General features: G+C 71.0%; 12 protein-coding genes and 1 tRNA gene. 3 read left to right on the top strand and 10 right to left on the bottom strand.

Annotation, left to right across the window (positions count from 1 at the left end; translation table 11 throughout):
• Positions 1–96: 96 nt before the first annotated feature.
• Both ACH34W_RS24935 and ACH34W_RS24930 read right to left on the bottom strand, forming a co-directional pair.
• The gene (locus ACH34W_RS24935; protein WP_395963430.1) at positions 97–7,209 is read right to left on the bottom strand and encodes an SDR family NAD(P)-dependent oxidoreductase; all 7,113 of its coding nucleotides are present in this window, start codon (positions 7,207–7,209) and stop codon (positions 97–99) included.
• Between the two features lie 293 nt (positions 7,210–7,502).
• Entirely contained in the window at positions 7,503–8,603 is a 1,101-nt protein-coding gene (locus tag ACH34W_RS24930) for an alpha/beta fold hydrolase (RefSeq protein WP_395963429.1), read from the bottom strand.
• Between the two features lie 287 nt (positions 8,604–8,890).
• Between ACH34W_RS24930 and ACH34W_RS24925 the strand changes: the two genes are divergently transcribed.
• Together ACH34W_RS24925 and ACH34W_RS24920 are read left to right on the top strand one after the other, a co-directional pair.
• On the top strand, positions 8,891–10,564 hold the full coding sequence (locus tag ACH34W_RS24925) for a RelA/SpoT family protein (protein WP_395963428.1): 1,674 nt from the start codon (positions 8,891–8,893) through the stop codon (positions 10,562–10,564).
• A 53-nt stretch (positions 10,565–10,617) separates the two neighbouring features.
• A complete protein-coding gene (locus tag ACH34W_RS24920; RefSeq protein WP_395963427.1) occupies positions 10,618–11,067 on the top strand; it encodes a universal stress protein in 450 nt (149 codons plus the stop codon).
• A 16-nt stretch (positions 11,068–11,083) separates the two neighbouring features.
• Here the strand turns inward: ACH34W_RS24920 and ACH34W_RS24915 are convergent, their stop codons facing one another.
• Positions 11,084–11,602 (bottom strand): DUF6069 family protein, encoded by a 519-nt coding sequence (locus ACH34W_RS24915; RefSeq protein ID WP_395963426.1) that lies wholly within the window; start codon positions 11,600–11,602, stop codon positions 11,084–11,086.
• A 308-nt stretch (positions 11,603–11,910) separates the two neighbouring features.
• Between ACH34W_RS24915 and ACH34W_RS24910 the strand changes: the two genes are divergently transcribed.
• Entirely contained in the window at positions 11,911–12,393 is a 483-nt protein-coding gene (locus tag ACH34W_RS24910; protein ID WP_395963425.1) for an ArsR/SmtB family transcription factor, read from the top strand.
• Between the two features lie 49 nt (positions 12,394–12,442).
• Here ACH34W_RS24910 and ACH34W_RS24905 read toward each other — a convergent pair whose 3' ends face one another.
• From ACH34W_RS24905 to ACH34W_RS24875, 7 genes are all read right to left on the bottom strand, one after another.
• Positions 12,443–13,063, bottom strand: coding sequence for a hypothetical protein (locus ACH34W_RS24905; RefSeq protein ID WP_395963424.1), 621 nt, complete (start codon positions 13,061–13,063; stop codon positions 12,443–12,445).
• 163 nt (positions 13,064–13,226) lie between these two features.
• Positions 13,227–14,246, bottom strand: coding sequence for a glutamine synthetase (gene glnII, locus ACH34W_RS24900; RefSeq protein ID WP_395963423.1), 1,020 nt, complete (start codon positions 14,244–14,246; stop codon positions 13,227–13,229).
• Between the two features lie 307 nt (positions 14,247–14,553).
• A tRNA-Val gene (locus tag ACH34W_RS24895) sits at positions 14,554–14,625 on the bottom strand.
• 109 nt (positions 14,626–14,734) lie between these two features.
• Positions 14,735–15,643, bottom strand: coding sequence for a proteasome assembly chaperone family protein (locus tag ACH34W_RS24890; RefSeq protein ID WP_395963422.1), 909 nt, complete (start codon positions 15,641–15,643; stop codon positions 14,735–14,737).
• A gap of 76 nt (positions 15,644–15,719) precedes the next feature.
• The gene (cbbX, locus tag ACH34W_RS24885) at positions 15,720–16,706 is read right to left on the bottom strand and encodes a CbbX protein (protein WP_395963421.1); all 987 of its coding nucleotides are present in this window, start codon (positions 16,704–16,706) and stop codon (positions 15,720–15,722) included.
• A 59-nt stretch (positions 16,707–16,765) separates the two neighbouring features.
• Positions 16,766–17,185: a ribulose bisphosphate carboxylase small subunit gene (locus ACH34W_RS24880; protein ID WP_395963420.1), complete on the bottom strand. Its 420-nt coding sequence runs from the start codon at positions 17,183–17,185 to the stop codon at positions 16,766–16,768.
• 31 nt (positions 17,186–17,216) lie between these two features.
• Entirely contained in the window at positions 17,217–18,659 is a 1,443-nt protein-coding gene (locus ACH34W_RS24875; protein ID WP_395963419.1) for a form I ribulose bisphosphate carboxylase large subunit, read from the bottom strand.
• Between the last annotated feature and the right edge of the window lie 62 nt (positions 18,660–18,721).

The following is an 18,721-nucleotide window of genomic DNA, read 5'->3' as shown; positions in this document are numbered from 1 at the left end:
CGTTCATCGGCACGCTCCGCCCGCATTCATCGGCTCGCTCCGCTCAGGGTCATCGGCTCGCTCCGCTCCAGAGTCATCGGCTCGCTCCGCTCACGGTCATCGGGCGGCCGTCCCGGTGAGGACGACCTGCACCTCGTCGCCGTACGCGATCTCACGCAGCAGCGCGGCCACCCCGGCGTCCGGCTCGATCAGCGCGAGGCCGCGCCGCGCGTACTCGCGGGCGAGCTCGGGCGAGACCATGCCGCCGCCCGCCCACGGGCCCCAGTCGGCCACCAGGACCTTGCCGCGCAGTTTGGTGCGCCAGACCTGGGCGAGGGTGCCGCAGGCGTCGTTGGCGGCCGCGTAGTCGGCCTGGCCACGATTGCCGTAGACGCCGGCGATGCTGCCGAAGACCACGAAGAAGCGCAGGTCCGGACGGACCGCGGCGGCCAGTGCGGAGGCCCCGTCCACCTTGGTGCGGTAGACCCGGGCGAACGACTCGGGCACCTTGTCGCGGACGAGCCGGTCCTCCAGGAGCCCGGCCCCGTGGATGACGCCGTCGAGGCGGCCGTGCCGGGCGTAGACGTCCTCGACGATGGCGCGCACGGCCTGCGGATCGCGGACGTCCAGCGCGTGGTAGCGGACGGACGCGGCGGGACCGCGCATCGTCTCCAGCACGGCGCGCACCTCCCGCTCGGCGAGGATCCGGCGGATCATCACCTCGATCTCAGCGGGTGCGCGGCCGCCCTGCGCGGCCAGTGCACGGCGCAGCGACATCTCGTCGTTGGCACCGGCGATCGCCGGGTCCTCCGCCGGGCGCGGCTCAAGCGTCCGGCCGACCAGCTCCAGATGGCAGCCGGTGGTGCGGGCGAGTTCGAGGGCCACCCGCGCGGTGATCCCGCGGGCGCCGCCGGTGAGCAGCACCACGCCGTCCGGTCCGAGGTCCAGTCCGTGTGCCGCTGCGCCGGCCGCTCCGTTCATCACGGGAACGGGGAGCTCGGCCGGTGTGACCGTCAGCGTGTGGCGGTTGTCGCCGTCGTGACCGACGTCGACCGGCGAGTCGGCGACGAGCATCTCGGCGAGGATCCGCTGCGCCACCGCGCGCGGGGTGTCCTTGGCGTCGACGTCCAGCGCGCGGACGAGGACGTCCGGGTACTCCTGCGCGATCGTGCGGGCCAGGCCGCGCAGACCCGCCCCGGCGCTCGGGTCGCCGATGCCGCTGCCGTCGAAGCGGCGCCCGAACGTGCCGCCCGAGCCGCTCGCCAGCACCAGCCAGCGCAGGCCGCCGCCGAGCAGCACGTCGCGGATGCCGCCGTACGCGCCGGGCAGCACGGGACCGCCGCCGGGCCGCAGCGCGGCGAGGTGGACGAGCCCGTCGCAGGGCCCCTCGGGCTCCAGCGGGGTGCTCACCTGGGCGCCCCGCTGCTCCAGCAGGTCGGCCAGCTCCAGCGCGATGCCGCAACCGTCATCGACGATCACGAACCGCTTCCCGGCGAACGACACTTGCGCCGGAAGAGGCAGCGCGGGCAGATCCCTCATACGGACGATCTGCCGAAGCGGCGGGCCCACGACCGGCAGGGCCCGTACGTCTCGTTCGCTCGGAGCGCCAGGTTGGGCAGGCACGGCAGGTGGAGCGAACACGGCAGGTGGGCCAGGTTGGGCAGGCACGGCGGGCGCAGGAGGTGCGACAGGCGCGGGAGGTGCAGCAGGTGCGGGAGGTGCGGCCTTCTCCGCGCCGTCGCCGATGCCCAGGTGACCGCAGATCCACGCGACGATCTCACCGATCGTCCTGATCCGGGCGAGTTCCTCGACGACCGGCTCGGCCAGCCGAACCCCTGCGGTGGTCAGGCCCACCCGCTCCGCCAGCTCCCCGATGATCTCGGTGCGCTTGATGGAGTCGATGGACAGGTCCGCCTCCAGGTCCAGGTCGGTGCCGAGCATGTCCTCGGGATAGCCGGTGCGGGCACCGATGATCGAGAGCACCGCCGCGCGGATCTCGTCCGGACCGAGCCGGGCGGCCTCCGGCTCCGCGGCCCGCGCGTGCTTGCCGGCACCGTCCTCGGGCGTGGCGGTCTCGGCCTTGCCTGCCGCCGTGGTGGGCGCGGACCCGGCGGCGGGCGGGGACAGTACCTCGCCCGCGTGCACCGCGCGGGGTGCCGGGACCGGCGCCGTAACGGGCTTCGGAGCCACCGACGGGGTGGCCATGCCGAGGAAACCGAGAACGACGTCGCGCTGGGCGGCGACGAGCTCGCGGCTGGTCCGCAGGTATTCCAGGACCGCGGCCTCGGACATGCTCGGGGCGGGATTGGGAGCGGGATCGGGACCGGGGTCGGCACCCATGGTTCCTCCTGAGGGGAGCGCGACCCGCTCGGCGGGACGCAGCGCGTTGGTCAGATATCCGCCGTCGGCGGTGCGGACGAGATGTCCGTTGACGGTCCAGCTCGGGGTCTTGCGGCCGTCGGCCGCCGACACCGGCCGCGCGCCGCGCCCGGTGAAGAGCGGCAGCGGGTCGACCGGGACTCCTGCCACGGCAAGGCGGGCCAGGGCCTCCAGCAGCCGTTCGAGCCCGTTCTCGCCGGGGGTGTCCACGTTGACGGCGGTGTGCGGCCGGTCGCCGAGGATCGCCCCGACGAGCCGGGTCAGGACCCGGCCCGGCCCGGCCTCCACGAACACCCGCGCGCCCGCCGCGTACATCGCCTCGATCTGGTCGACGAACCGGACCGGCGCGGCGACCTGCCCGGCGAGCGTGGCGCGCAGCGAGGCCGGCTCGGCGCCGTACGGCGCGGCAGTGGTGTTCGACCACACCGGGAAGGCCGGCGAACGCAGGTCGCGCCCGGCCAGTTCGGCGCGCATGGCGGCCGCCGCCCCCGCGACGAGCGGGCTGTGGAACGCACAGGCGACCGGGAGCCTCTTGGCTGCGATGCCGTGAGCGTCAAGCACGCCCAGAGCGGTTTCGAGCGCCGCGGTGGAGCCCGAGATCACCACTTGGCGGGGTGCGTTGTGGTTGGCGACCACGATCCCCGAGACGCCCGCGAGCGCGGCCCGTACGTCCGGCAGGGTCGCGGTCACGGCCGCCATCGCGCCCGGATCACCGTGGCCACCGCCGCCCTCGGCGCCGGCCGCGGCGAGGATGGCGTCGGCGCGCGCGGCGCTCAGCGCGACCAGGTCGTCTTCGTTGAAGACCCCCGCGGCGCAGAGCGCGACCAGCTCGCCATAGCTGTGCCCGCCGGCCAGGTCGGGCCGCACCCCCAGCTCGGTGAGGAGCTTGTGCGCGGCCATACCGGCGATGCCCAGCGCGGGCTGGGCGACCCGGGTGTCGGTGATCGCCGCGCGCTGCCGCTCTTTCTCCGCCGGGGTGAACGCGGCGGGCGGGAACATCGCCCGCGCGTAACGGCTGCCGGCCCCACCCTCTTCACCGGCACGCAGGAGGCGCTGCAACCGCGGGAAGGCCACGAAGAGATCGGCGAACATGCCCGGCCGCTGGCTGCCCTGCCCCGGATAGAGGAACGCGACCTGGCCGGGATCCCGCTCATCGTTCTCCGGCATGAAGACACCGGGCGCGGAACGCCGGTCGAGCGCCGCGTCGAGCTTGCCGCGCAGGTCGTCCAGGCTCGTCGCGACCAGCGCCACCTGCACCGGCCCCTGCCCTGCGGCGAACGTACGGGCGAGATCGCGCAGCCGCACCCCGCCGGTGTCGAGCAGGGCGCCGAGGCGGTCCAGTTCGGCGCGGGCGGCGGTGCGATCGGCGCCGCGGATCAGGAACAGCTCCGCGGGCCACTCCGCGAGCCCGGCGACCGGCTCGGGAGCGCCGTCATACCCCGAGAGAACCGCGTGGAAGTTGGAGCCGCCGAAGCCGAAGCCGCTCAGGCCCGCGTACCGTTCCGCCGGTGCGGCGGCCCACGGCCGGGCACCGCCGCCGAAGGCGAACGGGCTGGTGACGGCGTCCCAGGCCTTCGACGGCTTCTTGAGGTGCAGGGTGCCGGGCAGCACGCCGGTGTGCAGCGCGTACGCGGTCTTGATGAGCCCGGCCAGGCCGGCGGCGCACTTGGTGTGGCCGATCTGCGATTTGACCGAGCCCAGCGTGACGCTGCCCGGCTCGGCACCGGCCTCCATGAACGTCTCGGTCAGCGTGGTCAGCTCGGTGCGGTCGCCGACCTCCGTGCCGGTGCCGTGGGCCTCGACGAGGCCGACGTCCGCGGGGGAGATCCCGGCTCGCTCGTACGCGCGTCGCAGCGCGAGCCGCTGGCCCTCGACGCGGGGCGCGGTGAGCCCGAGCGAACGGCCGTCGCTGGACGCCGCCACGGACTTGATGACCGCGTAGATCCGGTCCCCGTCGCGTTCGGCGTCCGCCAGCCGCTTGAGCACCACGCACGCGACGCCCTCCCCCAGCGCGATGCCGTCGGCGTCCGCGTCGAACGTGGCGCACCGGCCGCTGGGCGACAGCGTGTGCACCGACGAGAAGAGCAGGTAGTCGTAGATCCCGTTGTGCAGGTCGGCTCCGCCGCACAGCACCATGTCGCTCGTTCCGGCGACGAGTTCCTTGCAGGCGGCGTCGAGCGCGGCCAGCGACGCCGCGCAGGCCGCGTCGACGGTGTAGGTGGCGCCGCCGAGATTGAGCCGGTTGGCGATGCGGCCGGCGATCACGTTGGTGAGCACGCCGGGGAACGAGTCCTCGGTCAGCCTCGGCAACTGCGCGTCCAGCCCCTCGGGTACCTCTCCGAAGTACTTGGGAAGGATGGCGCGGGCGCTGTAGGCGGTGCCGAGATCGGTGCCCGCCTCGGCTCCGAAGAAGACCGAGGTCCGGGAACGGTCGAATGCCCGGTCGGCGTAGCCCGCGTCGGCCAGCGCCCGCGCCGCCACCTCCAGCGACAGCAGCTGCATCGGCTCGACGCTGGCGAGCGAAGTGGGCGGGATGCCGTAGGCGTAGGCGTCGAACGGGATGTCGGGCAGGAAGCCGCCCCACTTCGACGGGGTCTTGGTGCCCGAGTCGTGCCGTCCTGCCGCCGGGTCGTAGTAGACCTCCGGGTCCCAGCGTTCGGGGGGAACCTCGGTGACCGCGTCCACTCCGCCGATGATGTTGGCCCAGTACTCGTCCAGGTCGCGGGCCCCGGGAAAGACACAACCCATGCCGACGATCGCGATGTCCGCGGGAGCCGCCGCCACCGCCGGCTCCGCGTCCCCCGGCTCGATGCCGAGCGTGACCGCCCGCGCCGCGAGGAAGGAGGTCGCCCCGGTCGTCACCTGCTCGTGCAGGCCGGTGATGCTGGTGGTGGCCGAACGCAGCGCGGCCACCTGGCCGATCATGTACATGCCGTCGCGGTGCTGCTCGCCGGCCTCGACCGACTCCAGGTCGCCTTGGGCGCCCGCGCGGCGCAGTCCCCTGGCGGCGATGCGCAGCCTGCCGAGGTTGAGCTCCTCCAGCTTGGCCCACATCTCCTTGCGACCGGCGCCGGCGGCCTCCAGCTCGCGCCTGGCCTCCTCGAACTCCTGCACATAGGGCGTCCGCGCGCATCGGGTCGCGTGGCCGGGCGAAGTCTCCAGCAGCGTGGTCCTGTCGCACTCGATGGCGGCGCGCTGGAAGCCCGGCAGGATCGCCCCCGCCGCGACCGCTTCGTACGTGAACAGGTACGCGGTGCCCATCAGGACGCGGATGTCGGCGCCGTGCTCGGCCAGCGGGCCCGCCAGCGCGGAGACCATGGCGGCCGAGCGTTCGTCATGGATGCCGCCCGCGAACAGCACCGACATCTCGGCGGCGGCTTCGGGGTTCTCGGCGGCGAAGGTCAGCAGCCGGTCGATCTGCGCGTCCCAGAGCGGGAAGCTGGCGCGCGGCCCGACATGGCCGCCGCATTCCAGCCCCTCGAACACGAACTTCCGGGCGCCCTCGCTCAGGAAACGCTCCAGCAGTCCCGGCGAAGGGACGTGCAGGTACGTGCTGATCCCGGCCTCTTCCAGCGGGGCCGACTGGGGTGGCCTGCCGCCTGCGATCAACGCGTAGGGCGGCTTGACCTCGTGCACCGCGGCGAGCTGCGCCTCCCGCAGCCCAGGCGGAGCGAAGCCGAGGATGCCCACGCCCCAGGGCCGGTCACCGAGCCGCTCGGCGGTCTCAAGGAGCAACTGGCGCACCTCGTCGCCGCCCATGAGGGCGAGCGCCAGGAACGGCAGGCCGCCGTCCTGCGCGATCGCGGCGGCGAACGCGGACCGGTCACTGACCCGCGTCATCGGCCCCTGGACGACCGGGTAGTCGCGGGTGATGGGGGAACCCGGCGGGTTGTTCCTCGGAGCCAGCGGTTTGGCGCGGACGGCGGCGCGGATGTGCACGGCGATCTGCTCCCGTACGGCCTGCACGACGCCGCCCGCCGTCTTGTAGCGCCGTGCCAGCGCTGCGGCCAGGGCACCGTCCTGGCCGACGGGCAGCAGCTGGTGCCGCAGTCCCGTCGCCCCCAGGCGGGCATTGATCCCGGCCAGGTCGAGCCCGTCCAGGTCGATGTCGGGGAGGTCCGGCCGCGTGTAGACCCGGTGCCGGCGAACGACCTTCGTCTCGCTGCCGTCCATCGCGGCCAGCGCGCTCGCGACATCCGCAGGGAGATCCATCTCCCGCACCAGCGCGAACTGGACGTCGAGTACCACGCCCGCCGCGCCGCCCGCCATGGCGGCCGCGGCCGTGTGCGGCCCGATCCCCCCGGCCGCGTAGACCGGCACGTTGACCCGCGCGTCGGCGAGCAGCCGCTGGAGGAGGACGAACGTGGTCAGCTCCCCGACCCGTCCACCGGCCTCGCAGCCGCGGGCGATGAGCCCCGACACGCCGGGAAACCGCAGGGCCGTGACCACGTCCTCCGGGTCCACGACCTCGATCAGCAGCCTGCGTCCCTTGGCGTACGCCGCCGGGTCGCCTTCCGCCGCGTTCTGGGCCGCCGCGTTCTGGGCCGCCGCGTTCTGGACCACCGCGTCCATCACGACCGTGTCGACGGCGTCGGGAAGGTCCTCGGGGTGCACTCCGCAACCGGCTGGCACCCGGACCCCGAAGGTCCCCTTCCACCAGCGGCAGACATCGGCGAGGGCGGACCAGGCCCGGTCACGGTCCAGGCCGAGGTCGAGCACACCGAGCCCGCCGGCCCGGGCGACGGCCGCCACCAACTGGGGCGCCGGCCGGCCGAACGGGCCGATTCCGATGATCTCGGCCTGCGCACGGCCCCGCACGTCCGGTCCGGTCTGGCCCTTGTCAGCCGTCATCCACGCCCCCCGACGTCCGCGCACCCAGATGACCCTTCTGGCCGGCGCGGCTAGAAACCCCTGCCGTGCCCCCCTCTGTCCGGGGGTCGTTGCTGCTGGGTCACGGGCACGGGCCCGCGACGCTGGGTCACGGGCATGGGCCCGCGACGCCGGGCAACAATACGGTCAGTGACTTTAGGATCACTCAGGTGACACACCCCGGGTGGTGCCGATTGCAGGCTCCAGAGGCTCCCTTGGGAGTTCGTTGACCCCGCGCCCCCGCGACCCCACGACCCCAGGCCCCGCGACCCCGGTCAGACGGGGAGGACCTCTCGGCGGGACGGGCGGATGCCGTGCCGGACGATGCCTTCGTCCAGCCAGCGGTCCAGGTGGGACCAGGTGGTGGAGCGGGCCGACCGGCCGGTGAGGACGCCGAGGTGGCCGCCGGGGGCGGTTTCGAAGCGGACCTGCTCGGCTCCGGAGAGGAGGCGGGTGAGCGGGTGGACCGACTTGGCGGGCGCCAGGGCGTCGCTGCGGCCGGCGATGGCCAGTACCGGCACCCGGACGTCGCTGAGGTGGATGCGGCGGCCGCCGACCTCGATCCCGTCCGCCATCAGAGCGTTCTCCCGCAATAGGGCCGAGTAAAGCTGCTCGAACGTGCGGCCCGGATAGGCGAGCATGGTGTTGGTGAAGTGATCGACCGCTTCGATCTGGGCGAGAAACTCAACATTGTTGAGATTGGTCAGGACAGCGTAAGGACGCAGCACGTATTTGTCCAGACCGATGAGTTGATAAGCACGCTTGACCAGTGGTTGAGGCACTCCCCCGAACAGCGCGTTGACGACGTTCACCTCCATGCCCCTGGTGGCCCACGAGAGCGGGCGCAGAGGCGCGGCGAGGCGCACCCGCCGGATGTCGACCGGAGTGGCGATGGCAGCCACCGAGGCGATCGGCAACTCCGGATCATCGGCCGCCGCGAGCAGCGAGAAGAGACCTCCGAGGCACCAGCCCACCAGCTGTACGGGCTGCCCGCCGGCGTCCTCGCTGACCGTGCGGACCGCGCCCGGCAGGATCTCCCCGACCCATTCCTCGAAGCCCAGGTCACGGTCGGCGTAGCCGATCGGGCCGTAGTCCAGCAGGTAGCTGAGCCGGCCCGCGTTGACCACGTGCTCGGCGAGGCTGCACCCGCGGCGGAGGTCATAGCAGCGGGCGGGCGCGGCCAGCGGCGGCACGAACAGCACCGGCGGGCCGGCCGGAACGACCCCCTCGGGAGACCGGTAGCGGTGGACCGAGCGCTTGGAGCCGTCGTCGACCATGACCGTGGACATCGGGCGCAGGTCGGCGACATGCCCGTACAACAGTTTGTGGGTCACGTTGGACGCGGCGGCTCGCAGGCTCCGAGGGGAGGGAATCATTGCGTTTTCAACATCTCCATTCGGGAAGGATCAAAGGCGTTCTCCTCTTTCAAGTATTTTGTACACCGGTTTCACCGAGACTCATATCATCCACCCGTGAAGCGCGTGTTAAATCGTCTTGACGCCCCCGACCGAAAGTAGCGGGTGGAACGACCGGCCGGTCATTGCTGACGGGGTGCGAAATCCGGCCAGGGACCCGGCGTTCCATCCCGGCCGGGACGTCGCACATAATGACGATCACACCCCGTAGCAGTCACGCTACGGGCCGGCTGCCAGGTGGGTACGTGATGACGACCCTCAACCCGTGGCGTTCCGGCTCCAGCCGGTCCGCGATGGCACCGTTGCTGGCCGCGCACCGGTCCGCCTCCCCGGCGGGCGACGAGGCCGAGCTGCTGCGCGGGTACGAGGTCGCGGAGCGCCTTCACCGGGGCCAGCTGCGCAAGTCAGGCGCGCCCTACATCACCCACCCGCTGGCGGTGGCCATCATCCTCGCGGGCATGGGGCTGGACTCGACGACGCTGCTGGCCGCGCTCCTGCACGACACCGTCGAGGACACCCCGTACACGATCGGCGAGGTACGGGCGGACTTCGGCGAGGAGGTCGCTGTCCTGGTCGACGGCGTCACCAAGCTGGACGGCGGGAAATGGGGCGAGCGCGCCGAGGCCGAGACGTTCCGCAAGATCGTGCTGTCGGCCGCAGCCGACCTGCGGGTGTTGGTGATCAAACTCGCCGACCGGCTGCACAATCTGCGCACCCTGCGCTACCAGCCGCCGCACAAACGGGTGCGGTACGCGGAGGCCTCGCTCGAACTGCTGGTGCCGTTCGCCGAACGCCTGGGGATCCACGTGCTCAAGCGGGAGATGGACGACCTCGCCTTCGCGGCGCGCGCCCCCGAGCACTACGCGGAGGCCGCCCAAGCCCTCAGATCCGCGCTGGCCGGCACCGGCGCCGCCTTCGGCCCCACGCTGGCACGGCTGCGGACCGCCCTCGGCGAGCAGCGGATCCGAGGCCGGGTCGAGATCCGCCCGCGGCATGCGTACGCGGTGCACCGCGAGCGGGGCGGCGATGTCGCGGGCCTGCGCCCGAACGAGGCGGCCCGCCTGCTGCTCCTCGTCGACGGCGACGACCAGGACTGCTACATCGCCCTCGGTGCGGTGCACGCGGCCCTGCACCCGGTGCAGGGGCGGGTGAAGGACTTCATCGCCCTGCCCAAGGCCAACCTGTACCAGTCGCTGCACACCCGCGTGATCAGCACGGACGGCGACCTGTTCGACGTCATCATCCGCAGCCGCGCCATGCATCCGGTGGCCGAGTACGGGATCGTGGCGCACATCCGCGACGCCCGCAACGGCGTGGCCACCGCCGACACGGTCGCGGGCCGCCGCGACCTGGTGTGGCTCAGCCGCCTGCTGGCCTGGCAGTCGGATGTGCCGTCGGCGGAGTTCCTCGCCGGCCTGCGCGCCGACCTGGCGTCGGGGAACGTCGCGGTGTTCACGACGTCCGGCGAGGTCGTCACGCTGCCCGCGGGAGCGACCGCACTCGACTTCGCGTACGCGGTGGGCACCGAGACCGGCGACCGCAGCATCGGCGCGCTCGTCAACGGCAGGCTCGCCGCCCTGTCGGCCGAGATGCGCAGCGGGAACGTGGTGGAGATCCTCACCGACCCCGACAGCGAGCCCTCCGGCGACTGGCTGGGGTTCGCGGTCACCGCACCGGCGCGGGTCCACATCCAGCAGTGGCTCGCCAGACAACGCGCCGAAGAGGCCGCGGTCGCCGGGCGGCGGCGCCTCGTCCTGGCTCTCGCCGGCCGCAAGATGGACCTGCTGACCGCCGAGGCCCACGGCGACTCCCTGGCGGTGGCCAGGGATCTGGGTTACACCGAGCCCGACGAGATGTACGCGGCGCTCACCATGGGCTCGGTGCGGCTGGACGACCTGCTCTCCCGCTTCACCCGGGTCTGACCGGGTGAAAATCGGAAAGAGCTCGGGCATACGCTGGCCTTCGAGGTGATCACATGAGCGAGGCGTCGTTCGAGCTGGGAACCGATGGACCGCGGGTGATCGTCACGGGCGTGGACGGCTCGGAGACCTCCCTGCGCGCCGCCGCGTACGCCTGGGGACTGGCCCGGCGCAGCGACGCGCAGCTCGTCCTGGTGCAGGTCTCGCCCCTGGCCACGCTGTCGACCCTCACGCCGGGAGGCGCGGCGGCGATACACGAGGCGGGTGAGCAGGTCGCCGCGGAACTGCGTGAGGAGCTCGAACGGGCCGCCCAGCGGGCCGCCGTCCGCTACGAGTTCATCACCGAGCAGGGCGATCCGTACCAGGTGCTGGCCCGTATCGCCGACGAGCGGAAGGCCGACGCGGTGGTGGTCGGCGCCTCGGCTCAGGCGGGCCACCGGCTGGTCGGCTCCGTGGCGGTGCGTCTGGTCAGGGCGGGCAGGTGGCCGGTGACCGTGGTCCCGTGATCCCGGGGCGGCCAGGTCACCAGCCGCCCGGCAGCAGGGGCGGACGGGGTGGCGACGGTGGCGGGGGCGGCTTCCGCCGGCGCAGCGAGATGGCGGTGACCGTCGCCAGCAGGGCGATGATGATGGACCCGCCTGCGAGGTTGAGACCGCCGGTGACCACGGCGACGTCGAACGAGCCGCGCAGCGTGAGCGGCAGGAACGACATGATCAACACGGCGAGGCCGGCGATCCAGCAGAACGCGCGGACGGGCCGTGCCGCCACCGCGCTGAGCACGTGCAGCAGCGCCGTGGCCTGGAACGCCACCATGGCGGCGCACGCGGCATAGGTGCCCGCCGCGAGTCCGGGCCCCAGGTCGCTGCCGCCGGCCGGGACGGGTATGCCGAAGAGGCCGCGCAGGACGAGCGTCCAGGTGAACGCCATCCCGGCGGCGACGAACGCGGTGCCCAGGCCGCAGGCCCACAGGCGGCGGAGATCGACGTCCGGCCGGGCCGTCAGGGACTCGTGCAGCGCGACGAACTCGTCGAACCTTCTCATCGGGAGGACTCCAGCGGGCGGGATCGACGTCCGGCAACGGAAGGATCGTTGCCAGGCCCGCGGACGTGAACGGGGAACCTGCCGGCCGCGGCTGTTCCCCGGCAGACGGCCATCGAAGGACGGCCCGAACGGCGTCTCACCCATGTCCCCTCCCCCCGGTGCGACGAGAGAGTGCTACCCGGGACCGTTCGGGAAAACTCCCCCTCGTTCCCCAATTTGTCGTTATTCGCCACGCTTCGCGGCACCCGGCCGCACGCCTGGGCCCTGGAAGCTTTCGCAATTACGGAATTGCTGGCTACCGTGGGGGAATGTCCACGACAGATGATCGGCTGAGCGCGCTCGAAACCCGCGTGGCTGAGCTCGAAGCGCGGCTGTCCGGCCCATCCGTGCCGCCCGGGCGCGCGGTGGCCGACGGCACCGGCCAGCTGCGGTACGGCGGCGACGCGCGCCTGGGCGGATACGAGTGGACATGGGAAGTGGTCCGCAGCCCCGGCGAGCTGCTCAAACTCCCGGCGGGCCCGCTGGCCGCCGTGCTGCAGGCCGCCGGCCATCCCGCCCGGTTCGAGGTGCTGCGGCTGCTGCTGACCGGGCCTCGCACGGTGAACGAGCTGCAGTCGGAGCTGGAGCTCAACTCGACCGGCCAGCTCTACCACCATCTCAAGGCGCTCTCCGGCGCCGGTCTGATCGAGCAGACGGAACGTGCGGTCTACCGGCTGCCCGGCCAGGTCGTCTTCCCGGTGCTGGCGCTGGCCGCCGCCGCGTTCGACGTCACGCAGGCCCGCCGTTCATGAGGCCGCCCCACCACGCGGACGCGATGGGGCGGCCATGAAGGGATCCGGTTCAGTCGAGCTGGAGCTCGCTCTCGGGCTCGGCTTGGCTGACCTGGCCGGTCTGGTCGGTCTGGGGCTCGAACGAGCCGGTCTGGGGCACGCTCCCCGGGGCGACCGGGTCGACCTGGAGTTCGCTCTCGGGCTCGTCCGGCTCGAGCCCGATCATGCCGTCCGGCCCGAAGACCGCCTCCGTGAGATCGCCCATGAAACAGAAGAGATCGCCGACGAGGCCGCCGAGAACGCTCTTGCTGTCGTCCTCCTCGCACCGTCCGTCGGCTTCGCCACCTGGGGCCGTGCCGCTCAGCGGAGCCGCGGCGTTCGTGGACGGTTTGTAGGAGATGGCGGCGACCTCGCCGTCCGCGTCATAGATCACACCCGCGTGGATGACCCATCCTTGGGGCAATGCGACGGGCATTTTCTGGGCGTTGTAGAGAGTGGCTCCATGAATGAAATAGCCCGGTGGGAGCTTTTGTCCGCCACCATCCTGGGGCGCCGCGGCGAGCGGCACGGAAGGTGCCACATCGGTGGGCACAGAGGGCGTCTCATCGGCGACCGCCGCGATGCCCGGCGACATCGAGGCGGCACTGACGCCCACGATGACGACGGCCCGCTGCCATCCCTTTATGGTCATGCTTTTCTCCAGTGATCAGGTCCCGCCAAATTGTTCGGAGATTATGTCCGGGGGTTCCTGATGGCATAGGCATGACCACGTAAAGTTCCTGCTTCGAGACATGAAAGAGGGGACCCCGGAAGCGCCCCGCCCCGGGAATCCCCTCTGTCTCAGGAGGCCTTGATCAGACCTGGTCTGCCTTCTCCAGCGCGGAGCAGCAGGTGCCGACCAGCAGCCTGGTCACGTTGTACGGGTCGATGTTGGCGTTGGGCCGACGGTCCTCGATGTAGCCCTTCTTCTCCACCTCGACCTGCCACGGGATGCGCACCGAGGCGCCGCGGTCGGAGACGCCATAGCTGTAGACGTCGTGCGGGGCGGTCTCGTGCTGGCCGGTCAGGCGCTCCTCGATGCCGTGACCGTAGCCGGCGATGTGCTCCGCGACCTTGCCCTCGGCACCCAGCGCCTCGCAGGCGGTGACGATCGCGTCGTAGCCCTCGCGCATGGCCCTGGTGGAGAAGTTGGTGTGCGCGCCCGCGCCGTTCCAGTCACCCTTGGCCGGCTTGGCGTCCAGGGTGGCCGCGACGTCGAACTCCTCGGCGATGCGGTAGAGCAGCCAGCGGGCCACCCACAGGTGGTCGGCGACCTCGACCGGGCCGGCCGGGCCGATCTGGAACTCCCACTGGCCGGGCATGACCTCGGCGTTGATGCCGGAGATCTGCAGGCCCGCCTCGATGCAGGCGTCCAGGTGCTTCTCGACGATCTCGCGCCCGAACACCTCGTCCGCGCCGACACCGCAGTAGTACGGGCCCTGCGGAGCGGGGAATCCCACCGCGGGGAAGCCGAGCGGACGGCCTTCCTGGAAGAAGGTGTACTCCTGCTCGATGCCGAACCAGGATTCCTGGTCGGCGAACTTCTCCGCGACCGGGAGCAGCTTGGCCCGGTTGTTGGTCGGGTGCGGGCTGCCGTCCACGTGGTAGACCTCGCACAGCACCAGCTTGTTGTCGCCGCCGCGGATCGGGTCAGGACACGAGAAGACCGGCTTGAGCACGCAGTCCGAGTTGTCACCGGGTGCCTGGTTGGTGCTGGAGCCGTCGAAGCCCCAGTCCGGCAGCGGGGCACCGTCGGCGAGGACCTTCGTCTTCGAGCGGAGCCGCGCACTGGGCTCGGTGCCGTCGATCCAGATGTACTCGGCCTTGTAGGTCAACGTCAGTCCCTTTCGTCGCAGCCGACCTGAGCATTCCGGCCTCCCTGAGTCGGCCACGAAGAAGAGTGACAATTCGGCATTTCGGACCTGTTGCCCACATGTGAACGCCATGTAAAACGCCATCTGACCTGGGCGAACAACAATGAGAGACCGGTCACACCATCCGAATTCCGGCCGCTTCCCGGGCAGCGCAACGGCCCTTGGCGAAGACCTCCACCAAGGGCTGGCCCGGGGGTCGCCCTCGGGAAAAACACAGCGGCCCTCGGGGAAGCCGCTCCGAAGGCGGCGACCACCGAGAGCCAGCTCGTGGGCGCGGACGGTTTCGAACCGCCGACCGCTCGGTTGTAAGCCGAGAGCTCTACCCCTGAGCTACGCGCCCTGAACCGGGGATTCGTCCCCGGCGACCGGGCAAGCGTACCCGGTCTGAGGGGCCGTACGCGAAACGGTAAAAGGCGCCTATCCACCCACAGCGGCGCGCGATGGCCCCCTCAGGACTGCTGGTCGGGGCCGTCCTGCTCGGCCAGGAAGCGCTCGAACTGCGCGCCCAGCTCCTCGGCGGTGGGCATGTTCTGGTCTTCGGCGAGGAGGTTTTCGCGTTCGGCGGCGCCGGCGAACGCGTCGTACTGCTGCTCCAGGGCCTTGACGACCTTCTCGACCTCTTCGTTGCCGGTGACCTGCTCGGCGATCTCGGCGTCGGTCTTGGCCGCGGCCTCGCGGAGGGCGTCCGCCGGGAGCACCAGCCCGGTCGCGTTGACGACGGCCTCCAGGGCCGCCACGGCGGCGGCCGGGTAGGCGGACTGGGCCAGGTAGTGCGGCACGTGGACGGCGAAGCCGACCGCGTCGTGGCCGGACTCGCCGAGCCGGAGCTCGATCAGGCCGGCGGCGCTCCCCGGCACCTGGACCTTGTCGAACCAGGACGAACGGTTGATCAGCTCGGGCCGGGTGGCGTGCGAGGTCAGGCCGACCGGGCGGGTGTGCGGGACGCCCATCGGGATGCCGTGGAAACCGACCACCAGGCTGACGCCCAGCTTTTCCACCAGCGACCGCACCGAGGCGGTGAAGCCCTCCCAGAGGCGGTCGGGCTCGGGGCCGGTCAGCAGCAGGAACGGGCTCCCGGCCTCATCCCGCATCAGATGGACGACCAGCTCGGGGGCCTCGTAGGCGGCCCAGTGATCGCGGTCGTAGGTCATCATCGGCCGGCGGGCCCGGTAGTCGATCAGCGAGTCCACGTCGAACCGGGCCACCACGCGGTGTTCGAAGGAGTCGAGGAGGTGCTCGCGCACGAGCTCGCCCGTGGACCCCGCGTCCACGAAGCCGTCGAGGCTGTGGAGGAGCACCGGCCCGGACATCTCCGGCAGGTCGGCGTCCAGCTCGTACAGGTCCTCAGGGTTTTGCACCGTCTCCCCCACATCTTCATGTCGATGTCTCAACACTAGGACATGGGAAGGACCATCCCTCGTTCGAGTGTGATCACTATCGCAGTGTGAAAACCCGGCTGGCGAGGAAGTCCCCGGGGCGCAGTGTGGTCAGCTCAGGGCGCCCGACCGGCGTCCCGTCGGCCAGGAGCCGGTTGGCGTGCCGCAGCCGGGCCCGTTCGATTGCGTTCCGGACCGAGCGGGCGTTGGCGAAACGTGGCTGGTCACGGCGGCGTTCCAGGTACTCACGGAAGACCGGGACGGTGTCGGGGGCGAGGGTGTAGCCCTCACGTTCGAGCATCAGGTGCCCGATCGCCTCCAGCTCCTCGGTCGAATAGTCGGGGAAGTCGATGTGATGTGCGATGCGGGAGCTCATGCCGGGATTGGACGCGAAGAACGAGTCCATGCGGTCCTTGTAACCGGCCAGGACGACGACCAGATCGTCACGCTGGTTCTCCATGACCTGGAGGAGGATCTCGATGGCCTCCTGGCCGTAGTCGCGCTCGTTCTCGGCCCGGTAGAGGTAGTACGCCTCGTCGATGAAGAGGACGCCGCCCATCGCTCTCTTGAGGACCTCTTTGGTCTTGGGTGCCGTGTGGCCCACGTACTGCCCGACCAGGTCGTCGCGGGTCACCGAGACCAAGTGGCCGCGCCGGATGTAGCCGAACCGGTGGAGGAGTTCGGCCAGCCGGACCGCGACCGTCGTCTTGCCGGTCCCGGGGCTGCCGGTGAAGCACATGTGGAGGTTGGGCCGCCCGGACACGATCCCGAAGCGGGAACGCAGGCGATCGATGAGGAGCAGCGCGGCGATCTCCCTGATCCGGGTCTTGACGGGGAGGAGCCCGACGAGCTCCTCGTCGAGGGCGTCCAGGACCTCGTCGGCCTGCGAGTTCTTGCGCTCCTGGGCCAGATCGACGCGCGCGTCCGGCCTGAGGGGTTCCCCGGCGTCTGCCTCAGCGGAAGGGGACGCCGGGGAACAGTCCTCGGACGATTCGTGTGAACCGTTCCCAACGTGTCGCATGCCGAACCCAGGTCGTTCGTTCATAGGGATCCCTCCTATGAACAACTGCGAGGCCTGGACCTCGCAGTTGCTCACCCCCCTCGCTACGCGTAACGGTCGCCTTGGGGACGGTCGAGTGCGTACGGATGGATGCGGACGCGGACGCGGCGGTCGCTGGTCTCCTCACGGTCCAACCGGAAGCCGGGCTCCTCCTGCGGACGCTGGACGAGGAACGACAGGGCCGTGGTCTGCCGGCCATAACGGGCGTCGTAGGCGGTCAACCGGACATAGAGGTTCGGGTAGGCGCGGCGACACTCGTTGACCTCGTACAGCACCGCGGCCGCGTCGCTCATGTCGAACATCGGCAGCCCCCACATCTCCCAGTACGAGTTGCGCGGATGCGGGTCGTCGGTGAACTCGACCGAGCACGGCCAGCCGTTCCCCAGCGCGTACGTGATCTGCGCGGAGATCTCGTCGTCGGTCAGATCCGGGAGGTACGAGAACGTTCCCTGGGTGATCCTCATCAAATGCTCCGAGGTTGGGGGTGGGCCCCCTTCAGGGGGTCGGAGAAAACACTGCTGTCTCGACGACGTCGGGGGTGTCCGTGGATTCGTAGGTGAAGGTGATGTCGCCCCAGGTGGACAGGGCCACGTCCAGTTCGCGGCTGTGCTTGGCGGCGGCTCGCAGGATCTCGGTGCCCTCGGCCAGGAAGTCGCGGCCCTCGTTACGCGCCTTGATCATCGCCTCCAGGGCGACGCGGTTGGCGGCGGCGCCGGCGGCGATGCCCATCGGGTGGCCGATCGTCCCGCCGCCGAACTGCAGGATCACGTCCTCGCCGAGGTAATGCAGGAGCTGGTGCATCTGCCCGGCGTGGATGCCGCCCGACGCCACCGGCATCGTGCCCGGCATCGAGGCCCACTCCTGGTCGAAGTACAGCCCCTTGACCGGGTCTGCCGCGATCTTGTCCAGGCGGAGCGTGTCGTAGAAGCCGGCGACGCTGTTGGGATCGCCCTCCAGCTTGCCGACGACCGTCCCCGCGTGGATGTGGTCGACCCCGGCGAGCCGCATCCACTTGGCGATGACGCGGAAGCTGACGCCGTGGGTCTTCTGGCGGGTGTACGTGGAGTGCCCAGCGCGGTGCAGGTGCAGGAGCATCCCGTTGGCCCGGGCCCACTTGGCCATCGACTGGATCGCGGTGTAGCCGACGGTCAGGTCGATCATGACGATGACGCTGCCGAGCTCCTTGGCGAACTCGGCCCGCTCGTACATGTCCTCCATCGTCGCGGCGGTGACGTTGAGGTAGTGGCCCTTGATCTCCCCTGTGGCCGCCTGCGCCTTGCCGACGGCCTCCATGCAGAACAGGAACCGGTCGCGCCAGCGCATGAACGGCTGCGAGTTGATGTTCTCGTCGTCCTTGGTGAAGTCGAGCCCGCCGCGCAACGCCTCGTACACGACCCGGCCGTAGTTGCGCGCCGACAGCCCCAGCTTGGGCTTCACGGTCGCGCCGAGCAGCGGACGGCCGAACTTGTTGAGGTGCTCGCGTTCCATGACGATGCCGTGCGCCGGCCCCTGGAACGTCTTCACGTAATGCGTCGATATGCGCATGTCCTCCAGCCGGAGGGCCTTCAGCGCCTTGAACCCGAAGACGTTCCCGATGATGGACGACGTCAGGTTCGCGATCGACCCCTCCTCGAAGAGATCGAGGTCGTACGCGATGTAGGCGATGAACTCCCCTTCCTTACCTGGCACGGGCTCCACGCGGTAGCACTTGGCCTGGTAGTTCTCGTACGAGGTCAGCCGATCGGTCCACACCACCGTCCAGGTGGCGGTGGACGACTCGCCCGCCACCGCCGCGCCCGCCTCCTCCGGCGGCACGCCCGGCTGCGGCGTGATCCGGAAGGCGGCGAGGATGTCGCTGTCCTTCGGCTCGTAGTCCGGCCGCCAGTAGCCCATCTCGGCGTACGGGATCACGCCCGCCGACCATCTGCCCTCGCTCATCGCCGCTCCTGCTTCTCCGGCGGCGGGCCGTCCCGAAAGGGCGACAACCCAGGGGACGGGGC

The organism is Actinomadura sp. 6N118 (assembly GCF_044326415.1).
Lineage (GTDB): Bacteria > Actinomycetota > Actinomycetes > Streptosporangiales > Streptosporangiaceae > Spirillospora.
Note: the sequence above shows the minus strand (reverse complement) of the source record. Positions and strands in the feature narration are given on the sequence as shown.

What these genes read in the sequence shown, in the direction of transcription:
- cbbX (WP_395963421.1), bottom strand. Translation starts at nt 16,706, where the DNA reads ATGAACGAACGACCTGGGTTCGGCATGCGACACGTTGGGAACGGTTCA.
- ACH34W_RS24880 (WP_395963420.1), bottom strand. Translation starts at nt 17,185, where the DNA reads ATGAGGATCACCCAGGGAACGTTCTCGTACCTCCCGGATCTGACCGAC.
- ACH34W_RS24910 (WP_395963425.1), top strand. Translation starts at nt 11,911, where the DNA reads ATGTCCACGACAGATGATCGGCTGAGCGCGCTCGAAACCCGCGTGGCT.
- ACH34W_RS24935 (WP_395963430.1), bottom strand. Translation starts at nt 7,209, where the DNA reads ATGACGGCTGACAAGGGCCAGACCGGACCGGACGTGCGGGGCCGTGCG.
- ACH34W_RS24875 (WP_395963419.1), bottom strand. Translation starts at nt 18,659, where the DNA reads ATGAGCGAGGGCAGATGGTCGGCGGGCGTGATCCCGTACGCCGAGATG.
- ACH34W_RS24930 (WP_395963429.1), bottom strand. Translation starts at nt 8,603, where the DNA reads ATGATTCCCTCCCCTCGGAGCCTGCGAGCCGCCGCGTCCAACGTGACC.
- ACH34W_RS24925 (WP_395963428.1), top strand. Translation starts at nt 8,891, where the DNA reads ATGACGACCCTCAACCCGTGGCGTTCCGGCTCCAGCCGGTCCGCGATG.
- ACH34W_RS24905 (WP_395963424.1), bottom strand. Translation starts at nt 13,063, where the DNA reads ATGACCATAAAGGGATGGCAGCGGGCCGTCGTCATCGTGGGCGTCAGT.
- ACH34W_RS24920 (WP_395963427.1), top strand. Translation starts at nt 10,618, where the DNA reads ATGAGCGAGGCGTCGTTCGAGCTGGGAACCGATGGACCGCGGGTGATC.
- ACH34W_RS24915 (WP_395963426.1), bottom strand. Translation starts at nt 11,602, where the DNA reads ATGAGAAGGTTCGACGAGTTCGTCGCGCTGCACGAGTCCCTGACGGCC.